At 61.0% G+C, this 16,520-nt stretch carries 18 protein-coding genes; 12 read left to right on the forward strand and 6 right to left on the reverse strand.

What is annotated here, in order from left to right; all coding sequences use genetic code 11:
- Positions 1–56 precede the first annotated feature (56 nt).
- Positions 57–845: a cytochrome C assembly family protein gene (locus tag FBAL_RS03800; RefSeq protein ID WP_013344254.1), complete on the reverse strand. Its 789-nt coding sequence runs from the start codon at positions 843–845 to the stop codon at positions 57–59.
- Between the two features lie 185 nt (positions 846–1,030).
- Here FBAL_RS03800 and ffh point away from each other — a divergent pair, with 185 nt between their 5' ends.
- The 12 genes from ffh (at position 1,031) to FBAL_RS03860 (ending at position 10,575) form a co-directional block, all read left to right on the forward strand.
- Entirely contained in the window at positions 1,031–2,398 is a 1,368-nt protein-coding gene (gene ffh, locus FBAL_RS03805) for a signal recognition particle protein (protein ID WP_013344255.1), read from the forward strand.
- 184 nt (positions 2,399–2,582) lie between these two features.
- Positions 2,583–2,834: a 30S ribosomal protein S16 gene (gene rpsP / locus FBAL_RS03810; protein WP_013344256.1), complete on the forward strand. Its 252-nt coding sequence runs from the start codon at positions 2,583–2,585 to the stop codon at positions 2,832–2,834.
- A gap of 21 nt (positions 2,835–2,855) precedes the next feature.
- Positions 2,856–3,386 (forward strand): ribosome maturation factor RimM, encoded by a 531-nt coding sequence (rimM, locus tag FBAL_RS03815; protein ID WP_041251175.1) that lies wholly within the window; start codon positions 2,856–2,858, stop codon positions 3,384–3,386.
- 17 nt (positions 3,387–3,403) lie between these two features.
- Positions 3,404–4,150 carry a tRNA (guanosine(37)-N1)-methyltransferase TrmD gene (gene trmD, locus FBAL_RS03820; protein ID WP_013344258.1) on the forward strand — a complete coding sequence of 249 codons (747 nt, stop codon included), beginning with the start codon at positions 3,404–3,406 and terminating at the stop codon, positions 4,148–4,150.
- A 33-nt stretch (positions 4,151–4,183) separates the two neighbouring features.
- Positions 4,184–4,531 (forward strand): 50S ribosomal protein L19, encoded by a 348-nt coding sequence (gene rplS, locus FBAL_RS03825; protein ID WP_013344259.1) that lies wholly within the window; start codon positions 4,184–4,186, stop codon positions 4,529–4,531.
- A gap of 202 nt (positions 4,532–4,733) precedes the next feature.
- Positions 4,734–5,810 (forward strand): 3-deoxy-7-phosphoheptulonate synthase, encoded by a 1,077-nt coding sequence (locus FBAL_RS03830; RefSeq protein WP_013344260.1) that lies wholly within the window; start codon positions 4,734–4,736, stop codon positions 5,808–5,810.
- Positions 5,810–6,946, forward strand: coding sequence for a bifunctional chorismate mutase/prephenate dehydrogenase (gene tyrA, locus FBAL_RS03835; RefSeq protein ID WP_013344261.1), 1,137 nt, complete (start codon positions 5,810–5,812; stop codon positions 6,944–6,946). The genes FBAL_RS03830 and tyrA overlap by 1 nt, the downstream gene beginning before the upstream one ends.
- A 41-nt stretch (positions 6,947–6,987) precedes the next feature.
- Entirely contained in the window at positions 6,988–7,263 is a 276-nt protein-coding gene (locus tag FBAL_RS03840) for a polyhydroxyalkanoic acid system family protein (protein ID WP_013344262.1), read from the forward strand.
- 141 nt (positions 7,264–7,404) lie between these two features.
- A complete protein-coding gene (locus FBAL_RS03845; protein WP_013344263.1) occupies positions 7,405–7,842 on the forward strand; it encodes a phasin family protein in 438 nt (145 codons plus the stop codon).
- Between the two features lie 17 nt (positions 7,843–7,859).
- On the forward strand, positions 7,860–8,213 hold the full coding sequence (locus FBAL_RS03850; protein WP_013344264.1) for a phasin family protein: 354 nt from the start codon (positions 7,860–7,862) through the stop codon (positions 8,211–8,213).
- A gap of 9 nt (positions 8,214–8,222) precedes the next feature.
- The gene (locus FBAL_RS03855; protein WP_013344265.1) at positions 8,223–9,638 is read left to right on the forward strand and encodes a wax ester/triacylglycerol synthase family O-acyltransferase; all 1,416 of its coding nucleotides are present in this window, start codon (positions 8,223–8,225) and stop codon (positions 9,636–9,638) included.
- Between the two features lie 10 nt (positions 9,639–9,648).
- On the forward strand, positions 9,649–10,575 hold the full coding sequence (locus tag FBAL_RS03860; protein ID WP_013344266.1) for an alpha/beta hydrolase: 927 nt from the start codon (positions 9,649–9,651) through the stop codon (positions 10,573–10,575).
- Here FBAL_RS03860 and FBAL_RS19475 read toward each other — a convergent pair.
- From FBAL_RS19475 to hpf, 5 genes are all read right to left on the reverse strand, one after another.
- The gene (locus FBAL_RS19475; RefSeq protein WP_013344267.1) at positions 10,532–11,152 is read right to left on the reverse strand and encodes a TetR/AcrR family transcriptional regulator; all 621 of its coding nucleotides are present in this window, start codon (positions 11,150–11,152) and stop codon (positions 10,532–10,534) included. The two genes, FBAL_RS03860 and FBAL_RS19475, sit on opposite strands and share 44 nt — an antisense overlap.
- The gene (locus FBAL_RS03870; RefSeq protein ID WP_013344268.1) at positions 11,152–11,643 is read right to left on the reverse strand and encodes a DUF2505 domain-containing protein; all 492 of its coding nucleotides are present in this window, start codon (positions 11,641–11,643) and stop codon (positions 11,152–11,154) included. The genes FBAL_RS19475 and FBAL_RS03870 overlap by 1 nt, the downstream gene beginning before the upstream one ends.
- Before the next feature lie 11 nt (positions 11,644–11,654).
- Positions 11,655–13,625, reverse strand: a complete 1,971-nt coding sequence (locus FBAL_RS03875; protein ID WP_013344269.1) for an SDR family oxidoreductase — start codon at positions 13,623–13,625, stop codon at positions 11,655–11,657.
- Between the two features lie 110 nt (positions 13,626–13,735).
- Positions 13,736–15,754, reverse strand: coding sequence for a bifunctional 3-deoxy-7-phosphoheptulonate synthase/chorismate mutase (locus tag FBAL_RS03880; RefSeq protein ID WP_013344270.1), 2,019 nt, complete (start codon positions 15,752–15,754; stop codon positions 13,736–13,738).
- 250 nt (positions 15,755–16,004) lie between these two features.
- A complete protein-coding gene (hpf, locus tag FBAL_RS03885; RefSeq protein ID WP_013344271.1) occupies positions 16,005–16,361 on the reverse strand; it encodes a ribosome hibernation-promoting factor, HPF/YfiA family in 357 nt (118 codons plus the stop codon).
- Positions 16,362–16,520: the final 159 nt, after the last annotated feature.

Below are 16,520 nucleotides of genomic sequence, written 5' to 3' on the forward strand. Positions count from 1 at the left end.
TCGGATCCCTAATTAAACGGCTGAGGCGCGCCCTGTCAAGGGCGCGCCCATGACACTTAGGTCAGGATCAGCTCACGCACGATGCGGGAACCGAAATAGGCGATGGACAACAGCACGGCACCGCTGAGGGTAAAGGCCACCGCAGAGCGGATGCGCATCCCCTTCATATGGTGTCGGGCCAGCATCACCGCGTACACCGCCCAGGCCACCATCGACAGAATCGCCTTGTGGCCCTTACCGTCACCGAGGAAGTTCTCGAGGAACACCCAACCGGTGATCAGGCCCAGAGTCAGCAGGATAAAGCCGATCCAAACCAGGTGGTAAAGCTGCTTCTCCACCGTCATCAGCGGCGGCAGAGACGGGTTCAGCATCAACTGGCGCTGCTTCAGGCGACGGTCGATGCCCGCCAGTTGCAGAGCATAGAGCGCTGCCAGCAGCAATACGGCGTAGGAGAGCAGGGCCAGCACCACGTGGGTCAGTACCATCGGCTCCGCTTCAAAGTGGGTGATGTACTTGGGCGGCAGCAGCCACAATCCGACCACCGCCAGAATGGCGCAGAGGTACACCGCCGGAGCCACCACCAGCACCTTCAGGCGCGGCATCATTACGGTGATCGACAGGGTGATGATCCACACCAGCAAGGAGAGGGTGTTGGTCAGACTGAAGTTCTGACCATTCTTCATCAGAATGGCGTCCCCCAGTACCAGAGCGTGGGCCACCACGGCGGCACCAGCAGAGAGGGTGATCAGCTTGCGGTTGGGGCCGTCTGGGGCCAACAGCCGGGAAGCCAACAGATAGAATGCGATGGCGTATCCGAGGATCGCCACTACCGCGAATAACTCCATGTTGTCCCTTCTTCGCAGTTAGAGCGCTGAAAATTAAGGCCGCGCAGAGCACCTTGCGCTAGCTTACCACGGCCTCGGGGCGGCGCGCATCGGGGCGCGCGGTCAAGATGTGATCTGGGCTTGATTGAGTTTAACTTCACCGCCTCGCTATAATGCGCCCTCATTTGTACAACTGTGGTGCGGCGATGTTCCAGAATCTTTCCGAGCGCTTGAACCAGACGCTGAAAAACATCAGCGGCCGAGGTCGTCTGACCGAGGACAACATCAAAGACACACTGCGCGAAGTGCGCATGGCGCTGTTGGAAGCGGACGTGGCCCTGCCGGTGGTGCGCGAGTTCATCAACAAGGTGCGCGAACGTGCCGTGGGCACCGAGGTGTCCAAGAGCCTGACCCCGGGCCAGGCCTTTATTAAGATCGTTCGCACCGAGATGGAAGCGGCAATGGGTGAGGCCAACGAGGCACTCAACCTGGCTGCTCAGCCGCCGGCGGTGATCATGATGGCGGGTCTGCAGGGTGCGGGTAAAACCACCTCTGTGGGCAAGCTGGCGAAATTCCTGAAGGAGCGCCACAAGAAATCGGTGCTGGTGGTCAGTGCCGACGTCTACCGTCCCGCTGCGATCAAGCAGCTGGAGACTCTGGCTTCCGATATTGGCGTGGAGTTCTTCCCCTCCACTGTAGAGCAGAAGCCGGTGGCGATTGCCACCGCGGCCATCGACCACGCCAAGCGCAAGTTCTTCGATGTGGTGATTGTCGATACCGCGGGCCGTCTGCACGTGGACAGCGACATGATGGAGGAGATCAAAGCCCTCCACGCTGCCATCAACCCGGTGGAAACCCTGTTTACCGTCGACGCCATGACCGGTCAGGATGCCGCCAACACCGCTAAGGCGTTTAACGATGCCCTGCCGCTGACTGGTGTGATTCTGACCAAGGTGGATGGCGACGCCCGTGGGGGTGCTGCGCTCTCTATCCGTCACATCACCGGTAAGCCGATCAAGTTCCTGGGTGTGGGTGAGAAGACCGATGCACTGGAACCGTTCCACCCTGACCGTGTGGCCAGCCGCATTCTGGGTATGGGCGACGTGCTCTCCCTGATTGAGGAGGTGGAAGCCAAAGTTGACCGTCAACAGGCGGAGAAACTGGCGACCAAGCTGAAGAAAGGTGAAGGTTTCGACCTGAACGACTTCCGCGATCAGCTTCAGCAGATGCACAATATGGGCGGCATGATGGGCATGCTGGAGAAACTGCCCGGCATGAACCAGCTGCCGGCGGATGCCCTGGCTCAGGTTCAGGACAATAAAATCACCCGCCAGATGGAAGCGATCATCAACTCGATGACGCCGAAAGAGCGTGCCCGCCCCGATCTGATCAAGGGCAGCCGGAAAAAGCGCATCGCCGCAGGCTCCGGTACCCAGCTGCAGGATGTGAACCGTCTGCTTAAGCAGTTCACCCAGATGCAGAAAATGATGAAGAAGATGAAGGGCGGTGGTCTGAAGAAGATGATGCGCAGCATGGGCGGCATGATGCCCCCCGGAATGAAATTTCCGCGTTAAGACCCAGCTTTAGCGACGGCCTGACTAGACTCTGATTTGGGTTTTGGCACGCCGGGGCGATCACTTTCTAGCCCGCAAGGTTGCATTGAGCCTAGGTTCAGGTAAAATCGGCGGGCTTTCTACCTTGGGGCCATTTCGGCCCCAGTTTTATTGCTTGCAAACACCATTAGAGGATGTAAACCGTATGGTAACCATTCGTTTGGCTCGTGGCGGCGCGAAAAAGCGTCCCTTCTACTCCGTTGTAGTTGCGGACAGCCGTAACGCCCGTGACGGCCGTTTCATTGAAAAAGTGGGTTTCTTTAACCCGATCGCTGCTGGTCAAGAAGAGAAGCTGCGTATTGATCTGGAGCGCGTAGAGCACTGGATCAACAACGGCGCCGCTGTTTCTGACCGCGTTGCTACCCTGATCAAGGACGCCCGCAAAGCGGCTGCCTAAGTCAGGATTGGGTAGGTAAGGTTGATGTCCAACAAGGAACTGATCGTCGTCGGCCGTTTGGGTTCGGCGTACGGTATCCGTGGTTGGCTGAAGGTCAACGCCTTTACCGACTCACTCGAAGGCATTTTTGAGTACTCCCCCTGGCTGGTTCTCCATCAGGGTGAATGGCAAGAGATGAAGGTTGCCGATTGGCGCCGTCATAACAACGGCATCATCTGCCGACTGGCTGGGGTCGAAGACCGCAACCAGGCGGAGCAGTATATCAACTGCGATGTCGCCATCTTGCCTGCGCAGCTGGAAGCGCTGCCGGAAGATGAGTTCTACTGGCGTGATCTTGTCGGCTGTACAGTGGTGAACACCCAAGGCTACGACATGGGTAAGGTGACCGGCTTGCTGGAAACCGGCTCCAATGACGTGCTGGAAGTGGAAGCCAAGAGTAACGATGCTTTCGGCAAACGGGAGCGTTTGATTCCGTTTGTGACCGAGCAGTTCATCCTTGAGGTGGACACGCTGGGTAAAAAAATTGTTGTCGACTGGGACCCCAGTTTCTAAGTAGCGAGGAAAATCCCATGTGGCTAGGGGTAGTGACCCTCTTCCCTGAGATGTTCCGCGCCATCACCGATTTTGGGGTGACGGGTCGGGCCGTAAAAAACGGCCTCATTCAGGTACACACGTGGAATCCCCGGGATTTCACAACGGATCGCCATCGCACCGTGGACGATCGCCCTTACGGCGGCGGACCCGGAATGCTGATGATGGTGGAACCACTGCGCAAGGCCATCCGCGCTGCCAAGGCAGAAGCGGGGGAGGGAGCTAAGGTTATCTACCTGTCTCCCCAGGGCCGCAAGCTGACTCAGCCTGGTGTTGAACAGCTGGCGACCTACGAGCGCGTGGTGCTGGTGTGTGGACGGTACGAAGGTATCGACGAGCGCATCATCCAAAGCGAAGTAGATGAGGAGTGGTCCGTTGGTGACTACGTACTCAGTGGCGGTGAACTGCCGGCCATGAACCTGATCGACGCGGTATCTCGTTTGGTACCCGGCGTATTGGGCAAAGCGGCCTCAGCAGAGCAGGACTCCTTTTCGGATGGCCTGCTGGACTGTCCACACTACACTCGTCCGGAAGTTCTGGACGGGGCTGCAGTACCCGAGGTCTTATTGAGCGGCAACCATGAATTGATCCGGAAATGGCGCCTGAAGCAGTCCCTTGGACGCACCTGGGCGCGACGACCGGAACTGTTAAATAACCTAGCTCTGACTGACGAGCAGGCCAAGTTGCTTGCTGAGTTCGTGACCGAACAAAAGATCGAACGTTAGAGTTTTCAGTATATCTAGGATGAGAGTTTAATTATGAGCAACATCATCAAGCAGATTGAACAAGAGCAGATGAAGAGCGACGTTCCGGCCTTTGGCCCGGGTGACACTGTCGTTGTTCAAGTTCGTGTAACCGAAGGCGACAAAACTCGTCTGCAGGCTTTCGAAGGCGTGGTAATCGCTAAGCGTAACCGCGGTCTGCACTCTGCGTTCACTGTTCGTAAGATCTCTAATGGTGAAGGCGTAGAGCGTGCGTTCCAGACTCACTCTCCGCTGGTAGAAAGCATCACCGTTAAGCGCCGCGGCCGTGTACGTCGTGCCAAACTGTACTTCCTGCGCGAGCGCAGCGGTAAGTCTGCACGTATCCGTGAGCGTCTGAACTAAGCACTGCTTAGTCCATCGCAAGCACACTCAAGCCCGCCTTTATGGCGGGCTTGTTCGTTTCTGTCTTATAAAAAATAGCAATTTCGTTTGTTTCGGTTTGAATTGCCCGCCAATTGCCGGTTTACAACAGTTGTCAGTGTGGCACTCTGTCTGAAGACCGCGATATTGCGGCGTGTGCATGGTAAGAAGACGGAGACAGACTATGCAGAAGGACAGCATCAACAACATCCATATCGACTCGGAACGAGTCCTCATCACCCCGGCTGAACTGAAAGCCGAGCTGCCGCTGTCCGATCACGCCTATCGATATATCCTCGACGCCCGCCAAACCGTGGCGGACATCGTCCACAAGCGCGACAACCGCATCCTGGTGGTGGCTGGCCCCTGCTCGATTCACGATGTGGAGGCCGCGAAGGAGTACGCGCTGAAACTCAAAACCCTGCATGAGGAGCTGAAGGATCAGTTCTACATTCTGATGCGGGTTTACTTTGAGAAACCCCGTACCACCGTGGGCTGGAAGGGCCTGATCAACGACCCGGATATGGACGGCTCGTTCAATGTGGAGAAGGGGCTGCGCCAGGCTCGTGAGCTGTTGATCTGGCTGGCTGAGCTGGAGCTGCCGGTGGCCACCGAAGCGCTGGACCCCATCAGCCCCCAGTACCTCAGCGAACTGTTCGCCTGGTCCGCCATTGGCGCCCGTACCACCGAGTCTCAGACTCACCGCGAGATGGCTTCCGGCCTGTCGATGCCGGTGGGCTTTAAAAACGGCACCGACGGCAAACTCGATGTGGCCATTAATGCCCTGCAGGCCGCCGCCCATTCCCACCGCTTTATGGGCATCAATCAGGCCGGCCAGGTGGCGTTGCTGCAAACTCAGGGCAACCCGGATGGCCACGTGATCCTGCGCGGTGGCAAGCAGCCCAATTACGACTCAGTGAACGTTGCCCTGTGTGCCCAGGAGCTGCACGCCGCAGGCCTCAACGCCCGCCTGGTGATCGACTGCAGTCACGGCAACTCCAGTAAGGACCCGGCTCGCCAGCCGCTGGTGGCTCAGAATGTGTTCCACCAGATCCTGGATGGCAACACCTCGATCATCGGCATCATGCTGGAGAGCCACCTGAAGGAGGGAGCCCAGAGCGCCGACACGCCCCGGGACCAGCTTGAGTACGGTCTCTCCATTACCGACGCCTGCATCGACTGGGCGACCACCGAATCCCTGTTGCGGGTTGGCGCGGAAGCGCTCGGCCCGATGCTGCCCCAGCGCTTTAAGGAGGCCTGATGGCTGAACCCAGCAGTGCCGCCCTCGATGCCCTGAGGGCGCAGATTGATGAAGTGGACCAGGAGATGCTGGCGCTGTTGCAGCGCCGCCTCAAGCTGGTTGGGGAAGTGGGTACCATCAAGCACCGGGAAGGGGTGCCCATCTATGCCCCCAAGCGGGAAGCCAGCATGCTGGCCAAGCGCCGTGCCGAAGCCGAAGCGATGGGGGTGCCGCCGCAACTGATTGAAGATCTGCTGCGTCGCATCATGCGGGAGTCCTATGTGTCCGAGAAGGATGTGGGCTTTAAGCGGGTGCACGATACCCTTGGCCCCATCGTGATTGTCGGGGGCGGCGGCAAACTGGGTGGCCTGTTCGCCCAGCTGTTTACCCTGTCCGGCTACGAAGTGCGGGTGCTGGAGCAGAACGACTGGGATCGGGCAGATGCCCTGCTGGCCGATGCCGGTATGGTGGTGATCAGCGTGCCCATCGACAAAACCTGCGAGGTGATTGAACGGCTGCCACCGCTGCCGGAGGAGTGCCTGTTGGTGGACCTGACCTCCATCAAGCAGGCACCGCTGGCGGCAATGCTGAAGGCCCACCCGGGGCCGGTACTGGGCCTGCACCCGATGTTTGGCCCGGACGTGTCCTCCCTGGCCAAACAGGTGGTGGTGGTCTGTCATGGCCGTGGTGAAGAGCACTACCAGTGGCTGCTGAAGCAGATCGCCATCTGGGGCGCGCGCCTGCACGAAGCCCCGGCGTCGGAACACGATCAGGCGATGCAGCTGGTTCAGGCGATGCGCCACTTCACCGCTTTTGTTTATGGCCTGCACCTGAAGCGGGAGCACGCCGACATTGAGCAGCTGCTGCAGTTCAGCTCCCCCATCTACCGGCTGGAGCTGGCGATGGTCGGGCGTCTGTTTGCGCAATCCCCCAGCCTCTATGCCGACATTATCTTTGCCCAGCCGGATGCCCTGGCCCGGGCCCGTCACTATCTGGACCGCTACCAGGAGGCACTGGCGTTGCTGGAGGCGGGCGATAAGGTGGGCTTCGAAGCCCTGTTTGATGATGTGGCGCAGTGGTTTGGTGATTTTGCTCAGCAGTTTAGGGTGGAAAGTGCCAATATGCTGATGGCCGCGAACGACAGCCGCAGTGGCTGAAGCCCGCTGAAACTGCTAGCTTGAGGGCAAGGAGGTCGGCGATGGGTCGAATTCACATTGAGCGCGAACACCAGTTGTCACAGGCCGAGCTGAACAGCCTGGTCAGTGACCTGTCTGATCGCCTGGCCGATGCCTATCAGTTGCGCATTCAGCAGCGGGGGGATGCGGTGCATTTCTCCCGCAGCGGCGCCCGTGGCACCCTGCTGCCGGGTCCGTCGACGGTGGTGTTAACCCTGGAACTGGGGCTGCTGTTACGGCCCTTCCGCGATGGCATTCACGCCGCCATTGAGCAGCAGCTGGACACGCTGTTGGGCTGAGAGTGAAACGGGGCGCGCATCGCCCCGTTTTTTGATCCAGCGCAAAGTTCTTCCCCCCTTTTAGAACGCCGATTCTAGGCCCGCTTCATAACCTGACAGTAGGGAACATTCCCTGTCGCCGGAATTTTTGAGGAGGGCATCATGTCAAAACGTCAAATCACTCCCCCGATTGAGCAGGAAGCACTGGCACGCAAGATCTGGCTGGCTGGCCTGGGCGCTTATGCCAAGAGCGCCAAAGAGGTGACCAACCTGTCCGAGCGCGGCCGCACCTGGTTTGAAGAGCTGATGGAGCGGGGTCGCGAGCTGGAAAACCAGACCAAGACCCAAGTCAAAGACGCGGCTTCTCAAACCCAGCAGGCGATGACCCAGCAGATCAACGCCCGGGTACAGCGTTTTACCGGTCTGGACCCGCACCAGCTGGATGAGCTGGACAACAAACTGGATCAACTGACCGACGTGGTCGATAAACTGGCCGCCGCCAAGGCTGCCCCTGCCGCACCCGCTGCGGAAGTGAAAGCGGAAGCCAAGCCGGCGCCGCGTCGCACCACTCGCAAACCCGCCGCTAAGAAAGACGCCTGAGCGTTCAGGAGGGCACTATGAGCATTGATATCCGTGATCGTGGCCAGGAATGGCTGCAAGACAGTGAACAGATGGCGCGCAATATCTGGCTGGCGGGGCTCGGGGTGTACAGCAAGAGCCTGGAAGAAGCTGGCGAGCGGCGCGAACAGACCGAGTCGCTGTTTGATACGCTGGTGGATGAGGGGCGCGCGGTAGAAGCGCAAACCCGTGATAGCGTGGCCGAACAGGTTCGTGCCGCCAACCACAATGTGGAAGCCCGGGTGCAAGCGTTGTTCGCCCGTCTCAGCGGGGTTGACCCGCGTCGCATCGACCAGCTCAACACCAAAGTGGACCGGCTTACCGAGCTGGTGACAAAGCTGGCCCAGAACTAGGGAGGGCCTATGGCCAACCTGTCGTTACTGGACTTGGGGTTCGTCCTGTTTGAGAGTGACGCCACCCCTCTGCACATCTCCGGTTTGGTGATGCTGACACCACCCGCGGGAGAGACAGAGGGGTTTGGCCGCCGCCTGGTCGAGGAGCTGTGGGACAGTGACCCGCCGCAACCGCCGTTTGATCAGGTGCTGGACCTGGCGTTTACCCGCTGGCCACGCTGGCAAAGCGCCGGCACCGTGGACCTGGGTTACCACGTGCGTCACTCTCAGTTGCCGGAGCCGGGTTCACCGCACCAGCTGCTGGAGCTGATCAGTCGCATTCACAGCTACCGTCTCGACCGCAGTCGGCCGTTATGGGAGCTGTGGGTGATCGATGGGCTCGACAGTGGTGAGGTGGCACTGGTGGTTAAGGTTCACCACGCCCTGGCCGATGGTGTTCGGGCCTCTAAGCTGTTTGCCCGAAGCTGCACTCTGCGCCCGGATGAGCCGACCAAGCCGTTCTGGGTCGGCAGTGCCGAGACGGACGCCACTGCCCGGGCGGAACGGGCCTCGTTACTGGCCTGCCTGCTGGGCAGCCGGGGCTTAATCAAGCGCCAGATCGGCGCCAGCATCGGCTTGGCCAAACTGGCGGGCAAGTTGGCATTGAACTCGCTGAACCTGCAGCCCACCCGGCTGAAGGTGCCGTTTACTGCGCCCCGTACCCCTTTCAATATCAGCCCCGACCGGGCGCGCACCGTGGCCTTGGCCAGTCTGCCGTTGCGGCGTTTCTCCCGCATCGCCAAGCTGACCGGCACCACCGCCAACGATGTGATGCTGACGGTCTGCGATATGGCGTTGCATCGCTATCTGCAGGTGCACAACTGGTCCAGCCGCAAGCCGATGGTGGCGCTGATGCCGATCAACCTTCGGCGGGAGGGGGAGACTCCGGTTGCCTGCAACAAGATCAGCCTCGGGCTGGTGGAGCTGGGCCACAGTGACGACCCGCCACTGCAGCGCCTGGGCAACATCCGCGATGGCACCATGGGGGTGAAGCAGGAGGCGCTGGAACTCTCCGGCGACGCCTACTACCAGTACTCCATCATCGTGAATGGCCTGGCTTTGACCGCCGGACGCTTGGGTCTGCACCACTACCTGCCTCCGGCCACCAATATGCTGATCTCCAATGTGCCGGGGCCCACCCAGCCGCTCTACTTCAAGGGCGCCCAGGTGACTCAGATGTATCCGCTGTCGCTGTTGTTGCCCGGCCAGACCCTCAATATCACGCTGCTCAGCTATGCGGGCGAGATCCACTTTGGCCTGGTGTGCTGTCGGCGTTCACTGCCCGGTTTCGATGCCATTGCCGATTATCTGCATGAGTCGTTGGTGGAACTGGAGCAGGCCACGCTTGAGGCGGTCACTGAAGTGGTGATGCGACAAGCGGGCTAAGGAGACCACCATGCCCAGTTGGCGTGCTCTCGCGTTGAATAAGTTGTTGTACCGGGCGATGCGCAGTCGCTTCGCCCGCTGCAACGATGTGCATGCGTTGCGGGCCACCATCAGTGGCCTGGATAAGCTGGGCAATTACATCCTGCCGCCGTCGGGCCTGGACAGCGTGGCTGACCAGCTGGGCGGCGTTCCCTGCGACTGGGTCCTGACCGGTCGCAGCGTCAGCGAGAAGGTGATTCTCTATTTCCACGGAGGTGGTTTTTGCCTGCGCTCCCCCGGAGTGCATGGCGCCTTGCTGGGGCGCCTGGCCGAGGCCACCAATGCCCGTGGCTTGATGGTGGATTACCGTCTGGCACCGGAGTTTCCCTATCCGGCGGCGGTCAATGACTGCCTGTCGGTGTATCAGACCTTGCTGGATCAGGGGATGGTGCCGGGGCAGTTGATCCTGGCCGGGGACTCCGCGGGCGGTAACCTGGTGCTGACCACCATGATGCAGGCGCGGGAGCTGGGGTTACCACAACCGGCGGCGGCGATACTGTTGTCACCGGCCACCGATATGGCACTGAATGGGGAGTCGGCGTTTTTGCTGCGTGAGCAGGACCCGTTCTTCGATCTCGGCGCCCTGTTGCTGATGCGCAACTGCTACCTCAATGGCCATATGCCGTGCGATCCGCTGGTGTCACCCTGCTATGGGGATCTGCATGATCTGGCGCCGATGATGATCCACGTTGGCGCGCTGGAGATGCTGCAGGACGATTCGGTTCGGCTGGCGGCGCAGGTACGGCGCCACGGCGGGGTGGTGGACCTGACCATCTGGCCCGGCCTGGCCCACGTTTTCCCGCTGTTCTATCAACTCCCTGAGGCCCGCGAGGCGATAAGCCGCATCGCGGACTTTATCGTCCACCACACTGACCATGCGGCGCTGGGGCCGGACTGATCGACGTCTCCGGCAGGTGAGGCCGCAACAGCGCAAACAGCGTGGCCGCACTGTGCAGCAGCTGCGCTTCCCCATCATTATCCGGTTCCAGTTCGAAGCAGAGGCTGGCCAGGGCGCTGAGCATCAGGCTGTCGGCCAGCTGGTCCCGTTCGTGTTGGCTCAGCTGCAGTGGGCTGAGCCGGTCCAGCCGCTGCAGCAGTTGCTGACTGGTCTGGCGTAACTGGCGCAACAGCCGGCGCCAGGTCTGGGCCAGCCCCGGGTGGGCAAAGCGCAGTACCTCCTGATCGCGAAACAGGCAACGAAAATGGCGGCCGACCCGCAGCAGGGAGAGCAGGAAGGGCTCGAAGTCCTCGGCGCTGCACAGCTCCGCATCCATGCGCCGGTACAGCCGGTTCAGGGCCAGATCGCACTCGGACAGCAGCGCGGCGAGGATCTCCTCCTTGCCGCGGAAGTGGTAGTAGAGATTGCCGGGGCTGATCCCCAGCGCGGTGGCGATGGTGAGGGCGCTGATGGCGGCCGTCCCCTGTTCATTGAACAGGGTCAGGCTGGCATCAAGAATGCGCTCACGGGTGCCCATCAGGCCACCTGGCAGGTCTGTCGCAGGTAGTCGTACTCGCGCGCCATCAGGCGTTCACTGTCTTTGGCAGCGAACTGAGCCAGGGTTTTGCCGATAAAGGGCACCTTGGAGTCGAAGCTGAGACGGATGGTGTTGCGGCTGCCCCCGTCCCGTTCTGACAGGATCATGCCGCCCTGAATGGTCAGCGGCACCCCCTGGATCTGGATCGCCAGGGTGCAGTGGTAGCTGCCGTCGCTCTGGTGTTGCCAGTGTTCGGACTGCTCCAGCTGGTTGCGCTCACCCACCACCGATTTGAGCAGTCCCGGTACCGTGCTTCTGACCTCCCGCACCGTCATCATCCGCCACTGCTGCTGGTCATCGTCGCTTTGCAGGATCCGCACCTTGTCGGCGCCGATGGCCTGATACTTGGCTTTTACCGCATCGGGCTGGCGAAACTGCGCCACCAACTCCTCCAGCGGGCAGTCGTAATCGTGAGTTACCGTCAGTTCCATGGACAGGTTCCTTAAAAGTGAATGCCACGCAGCAGCGCCGCGAAGGTGATCTTCTCTTGTTGGCGGGTCAGGTCCCGCTCACGGTCATCCTCGTCGAACATGCGGAAGGCCGAGTTCATCACGATCTCCGCCAGCTTGGGCGCCACCGCGTGCAGCACGGCGCCGAAGACCCCCAACCGGGTGGCGATGCGCTTGGGCTGATGCAGGATCCCCTGCAGCACCATATCGGCAGCCTGTTCCGGTGTCAGGGTGGGCACCTGCTGGTACAGCTTGGTGGGCGCGATCATCGGCGTACGCACCAGAGGCATATTGATGGTAGTAAAGCGTACGCCAATATCGGAGTACTCGGCGGCGGCGCAGCGGGTAAAGGCTTCCAGCGCCGCTTTGGAGGCGACGTAGGCGGAGAAGCGCGGTGCGTTAGTCAGCACGCCGATGGAGGAGATGTTGATGATCTGCCCCTTGCGGCGCTGACTCATCCCTTCGAGTACCCCGAGGGTCAGGCGCAGTGCACCGAAATAGTTGATCGCCATGGTGCGTTCGAAGTCGTGCAGGCGGTCCAGAGACTCGGCCACCGGACGCCGGATGGAGCGACCGGCGTTGTTGATCAGCAGGTCAACGCCCCCGTGCTCCGCCTCAATACGGGCCAGCAGGTGCTCCGCCTCGGTGGCGTCGGTCAGGTCCGCCACGTAGGGGTAGACCTCGCCGCCCAGTTCGGTGATCTGTTGGCAGGCCTGGCCCAACTCTTCCGCTTCCCGGGCGACCAACAGCAGACGGGCACCGCAGGGCGCCAGCTTCAGGGCGGTGGCCAGGCCAATGCCGGAGCTGGCGCCGGTCAGCAGCACCCGCTGACCCGCCAGGCGGTGGCACAGGCTTTGTTCGACAAAGCGGTCGGGGTCGAGGTTGCGCTCCCAGTAGTCCCAGATCTTTTCGGCGTAGCTGGGCAGCGGCGGGCAGTGGATGTCGCCCTCGGCCAGCAGGGCGTGGGTCTGGGCACAGTCAAAGCGGGTGGGGTAGTTGATCAGTTGCAGTGCGGTTTCCGGCAGGCCGTACTCCTCCAGCACGGCCCGGCCGATGCGTTTCAGAGGCGGTGACTGCATCATGCTTTGCCACAGGTGGCGCGGCACCACATCAAACAGGCGGGTATTGATCCGCATCGCCATGCGGGGCGCATGGCCGGCATCGGCAAACAGGTTCAGCACTTCACCCGCCCGCATCGGGGCAGGGTCGGTCAGGTGGAAACACTGGCCATCCAGGCCCTCCCGGTGAGCCAGGTAGTCCATCGCATCGGCGACAAAATCCACCGGCACGATATTGAGGCGCCCGCCTTCAACCCCCAACAGGGGGACCCAGCGTGGCAGGTTGTCCCGCAGCTTCTGCAGCAGTTTGAAGAACAGGTAGGGGCCATCAACGCGGTCGGCTTCACCGCTGTTGGAGTCGCCCACCACGATGCCGGGCCGATAGATTCGGACCGTCAGGTCAGTGGCTTCCCGCACCGCCTTTTCCGCCAGATGTTTGGTCAGGAAGTAGGGGTGTTCCAGCTGTTCCGCTTCGGCAAACATATTTTCATTAAAATGGCCGCGGTAGAGCCCCGCGGCCGCGATGGAACTGATGTGGTGGAAGCGGCCCACCGAGAGCGTTCGAGCCAGCGCAATGGTGTTCTTGGTCCCCTCGACATTGGCGCGGATCTGCGACTCGGCACTGGCCTTCAGATCGTAGATGGCGGCGAGGTGGAACAGATGGTCGATGTGGCCAGTCAGGCGTTGGATGTCGGCGTCACTCAGTCCCAGGTTGGGCTTGGTGATGTCGCCGTAGATCGGGATCAGACGTTCAGGAGAGAGCCCTAAAGGGGCACCGATTTCGTGCAGTCTGGCGGCGTCTGATTCTGAGCGAACCAGGCAATAGAAGGTGCCTGGCCGAATGGCCAGACGCGCCAGTAAGAAACGGCCGATAAAGCCGGTAATGCCGGTAATAAAGTAGCCCATATGATCCCTTCCTTGTGGCTGCTGGCTGGTCAGGCCAGCCTTGGGACCATTGTGGTATGGCGAAAAAAGCAGCGCAAAGAAAAGCTAATTACTCTTTGCGCTCGATCAATTCAGCAGTAAAGCGACTTCATCAACTGAGCGTATTGTTCTACGTAAAGTTGCTGATTTTGTTCGCGTAATGCTTGCTCCGGACTGGGGTGGACTTCAATGAGTAGACCGTGGGCTCCGACCGCTTTGGCGGCTTTCGCCAGTGGCAGGATCAGGTCCCGGCGACCGGCGGCCTGCGAGGGGTCGATCAGGATCGGCAGATGGGTCATGCCCCGCAGCAGCGGCACGGCGGACAGGTCCAGGGTATGGCGGCTGGCGCTGTCAAAGGTGCGGATGCCGCGTTCACAGAGGATCACCTGCTGATTGCCCTGGGCCATGATGATCTCGGCAGCGGCCAGCAACTCCTCAAGGGTGGCCATCAGGCCCCGCTTCAGAATCACCGGACGCTGACTGCGGCCCACCTCGGACAGAAGCGCGGTATTGTGCATGTTGTGCTCGCCAATCTGCAGCAGGTCTACCTGGGCGGCAACGGCACTGACCTGCTCCACCTGGGTCACCTCGGTCATCACCGGCAGGCCATGGCGCTGGCCCGCCAGGCACAGGGCGTCGACACCCGACTGGCCCAGCCCGGCAAATCCGCCGCCGACGCTGTCGAGGAAGCAGCCGCCACTGAGGATGGCACCACCGTGTTCCCGCACCGCGTGGGCGGTGGTTTGGATCTGCTGCTCCGATTCCACGGCGGCTGGCCCGGCGATGGTGACAAAGGCGTCACCGCCGAGGGTGACCTTGCCAACCCGAACCAGCGTGTCATCAAACTTATGCTCGCGGCTGTACAGGGCGGCGCTGCCATCGGAGACGGCCGGGGCGCTGGTGGCCAGCGTCGCGTCCTCGGTCAGGCGCGGGTCGTTGGCCAGTGCGGTGCTGTCCAGTTCGGTCGGCAGGATGGTCTCGCAGGGGTAACACCCCAGCACCTTGATAAAGCGGGTCAGGCGGGTCAGTTCCGACAGGGCGTTGCGCATCGCTTCGCTCTGCACATTGGCTTCCACGTCCAGATAGAACATCTCCTCCCAGGGGTTGCCGTGGATGGGGCGCGACTCCAGCTTGGTCATATTGATGCCCTGGTCGCGCAGCACCAATAACGCCTCCACCAGGGCACCGGGCTTCTGACCGGTGGCCATGATTAAGGTGGTTTTGGCGGGCACCTGGGGCGGTACGGTGACGGGTTTGCGGGCCACCACGATAAAGCGGCTTTCATTACGCTGCTGGTTGGCCAGGGCGGTGTCCCGCACCGTCAGGCCATACAGGGCGCCGCCCCGCTCACTGCCGATGGCGGCACTGCTGCCGCTGGGGTCGGCCGCGGCTTTTTCCATCGCTTCGGCACTGCTGGCGCAGTACGCCTGATGAATTCCGGACAGGCTGGCGAGGAACCGGCTGCACTGAGTGTGAACCTGAGGGTGGGCGTAGATGGTGCGGATCTGTTCAAGCTCGGTGCCCGGTTGCACCAGCAGGCAGTGGGCGATGGTTTCAGTGGTTTCACCGACGATATGGAGGTTGGTGTGCTGAAGCCGGTCAAACACCTCATTGATGGAGCCGGAGGAGGTGTTCTCCAGTGGCAGGATGCCGTGGTCGGCCTGACCCTGCTCCACCGCCTGGAAGATGGCGTCAAAGCTCTCCATCCCCATCTCTACCAGGGTGCGGTCACGGCGGCCGAAATAGTGATGGGCGGCCAGGTAGCTGTAGGAGCCCTTGGCGCCGAGGTAGGCGACCCGGGTGGTGGGGGCCTGCTGCGGATTGTTCTGGGCCTGGAACCAGGCTTGCTGGCGCAGCACCGAGTCTTCGATGATGGTGTGAAACAGTCGTGAGATGTACTGACCGTCGAGGCCCAGCTCCCGGCCCTGGCTGACCAGGCGGGTCAACAGCGCGCTTTCCCGCTCACTGTCCCGCACCGGCTTGATCGCATCCTCCTTGCTTCGTGCCACGTCCAGGCTCAGGGCGCGGCGCCGGGCGAGCAGTGTCAGCAGCTCGCTGTCCAGTTCGGTGATCGCCTTGCGGATGGGCTCCAATGGGTTGCGTTCGCTCATCGACGGTTTCCTTATCTGTGAGGGGTTGGCCCCAAATACGCAAAAGGCCCCCCGTGTGGGAGGCCTCTGGTTTCTTCTACCGGCTGATTACACGCCGAAACCGCCTCCCGGGAGCTGGCAGGTAAAAAACTCGGTAAAGAAAGCGTGGGTCATAATCATGCCATCCACACTACCCGAGGGCCGGCGCGGGGGTCAAGGCGAAAAAACACCCGCCGAAGCGGGTGTCTGTTCCAGTTATGGGGTGATTGATTCAGGCGGCGTCTTCGGCGGCTTCAATCGCTTCGTCGGCTTCAGCGGCGACCTGGTTAGTGCGGTCGTGGCGGCGGGCGGTTTCCTTAGCCGCGAGTTTGACCAGCTGACGCTCCAGTTTTTGGCCCATCTGGTTGATGGCAACGTGCATATCTTGGTGCTGACCTGTGGCAACCAGCTGTCCCGAAGGCACCGCTACCGTCGCTTCCACCTGATATTCCTGCCCCTCTTTATCAATCATCACGTGGGGGTTGAGCAGGGGCACATCATGGCGGGCCAGCTTATCGAACTTGGCGTGCACACGATGGCGGATGGAGTCGGTAACGCTGACGGGTTTGCTGGTAATCTCAATGCGCATACAGGTTCCCCTCTGTGACCTTTTCTTAACTTCGGATTCAGATTAACGCCGCATTCAGAGCGGAATAAAGTGATTTCGGTCACCACTGAGTGCGTTTGTGCAAAGCCTGTGCAAACGGTCACAAAGGGCTAAGAATTCGGTTCTAAGCCCTTGTCAGTG

It is taken from the genome of Ferrimonas balearica DSM 9799, assembly GCF_000148645.1.
Classification (GTDB): Bacteria; Pseudomonadota; Gammaproteobacteria; order Enterobacterales; family Shewanellaceae; genus Ferrimonas; species Ferrimonas balearica.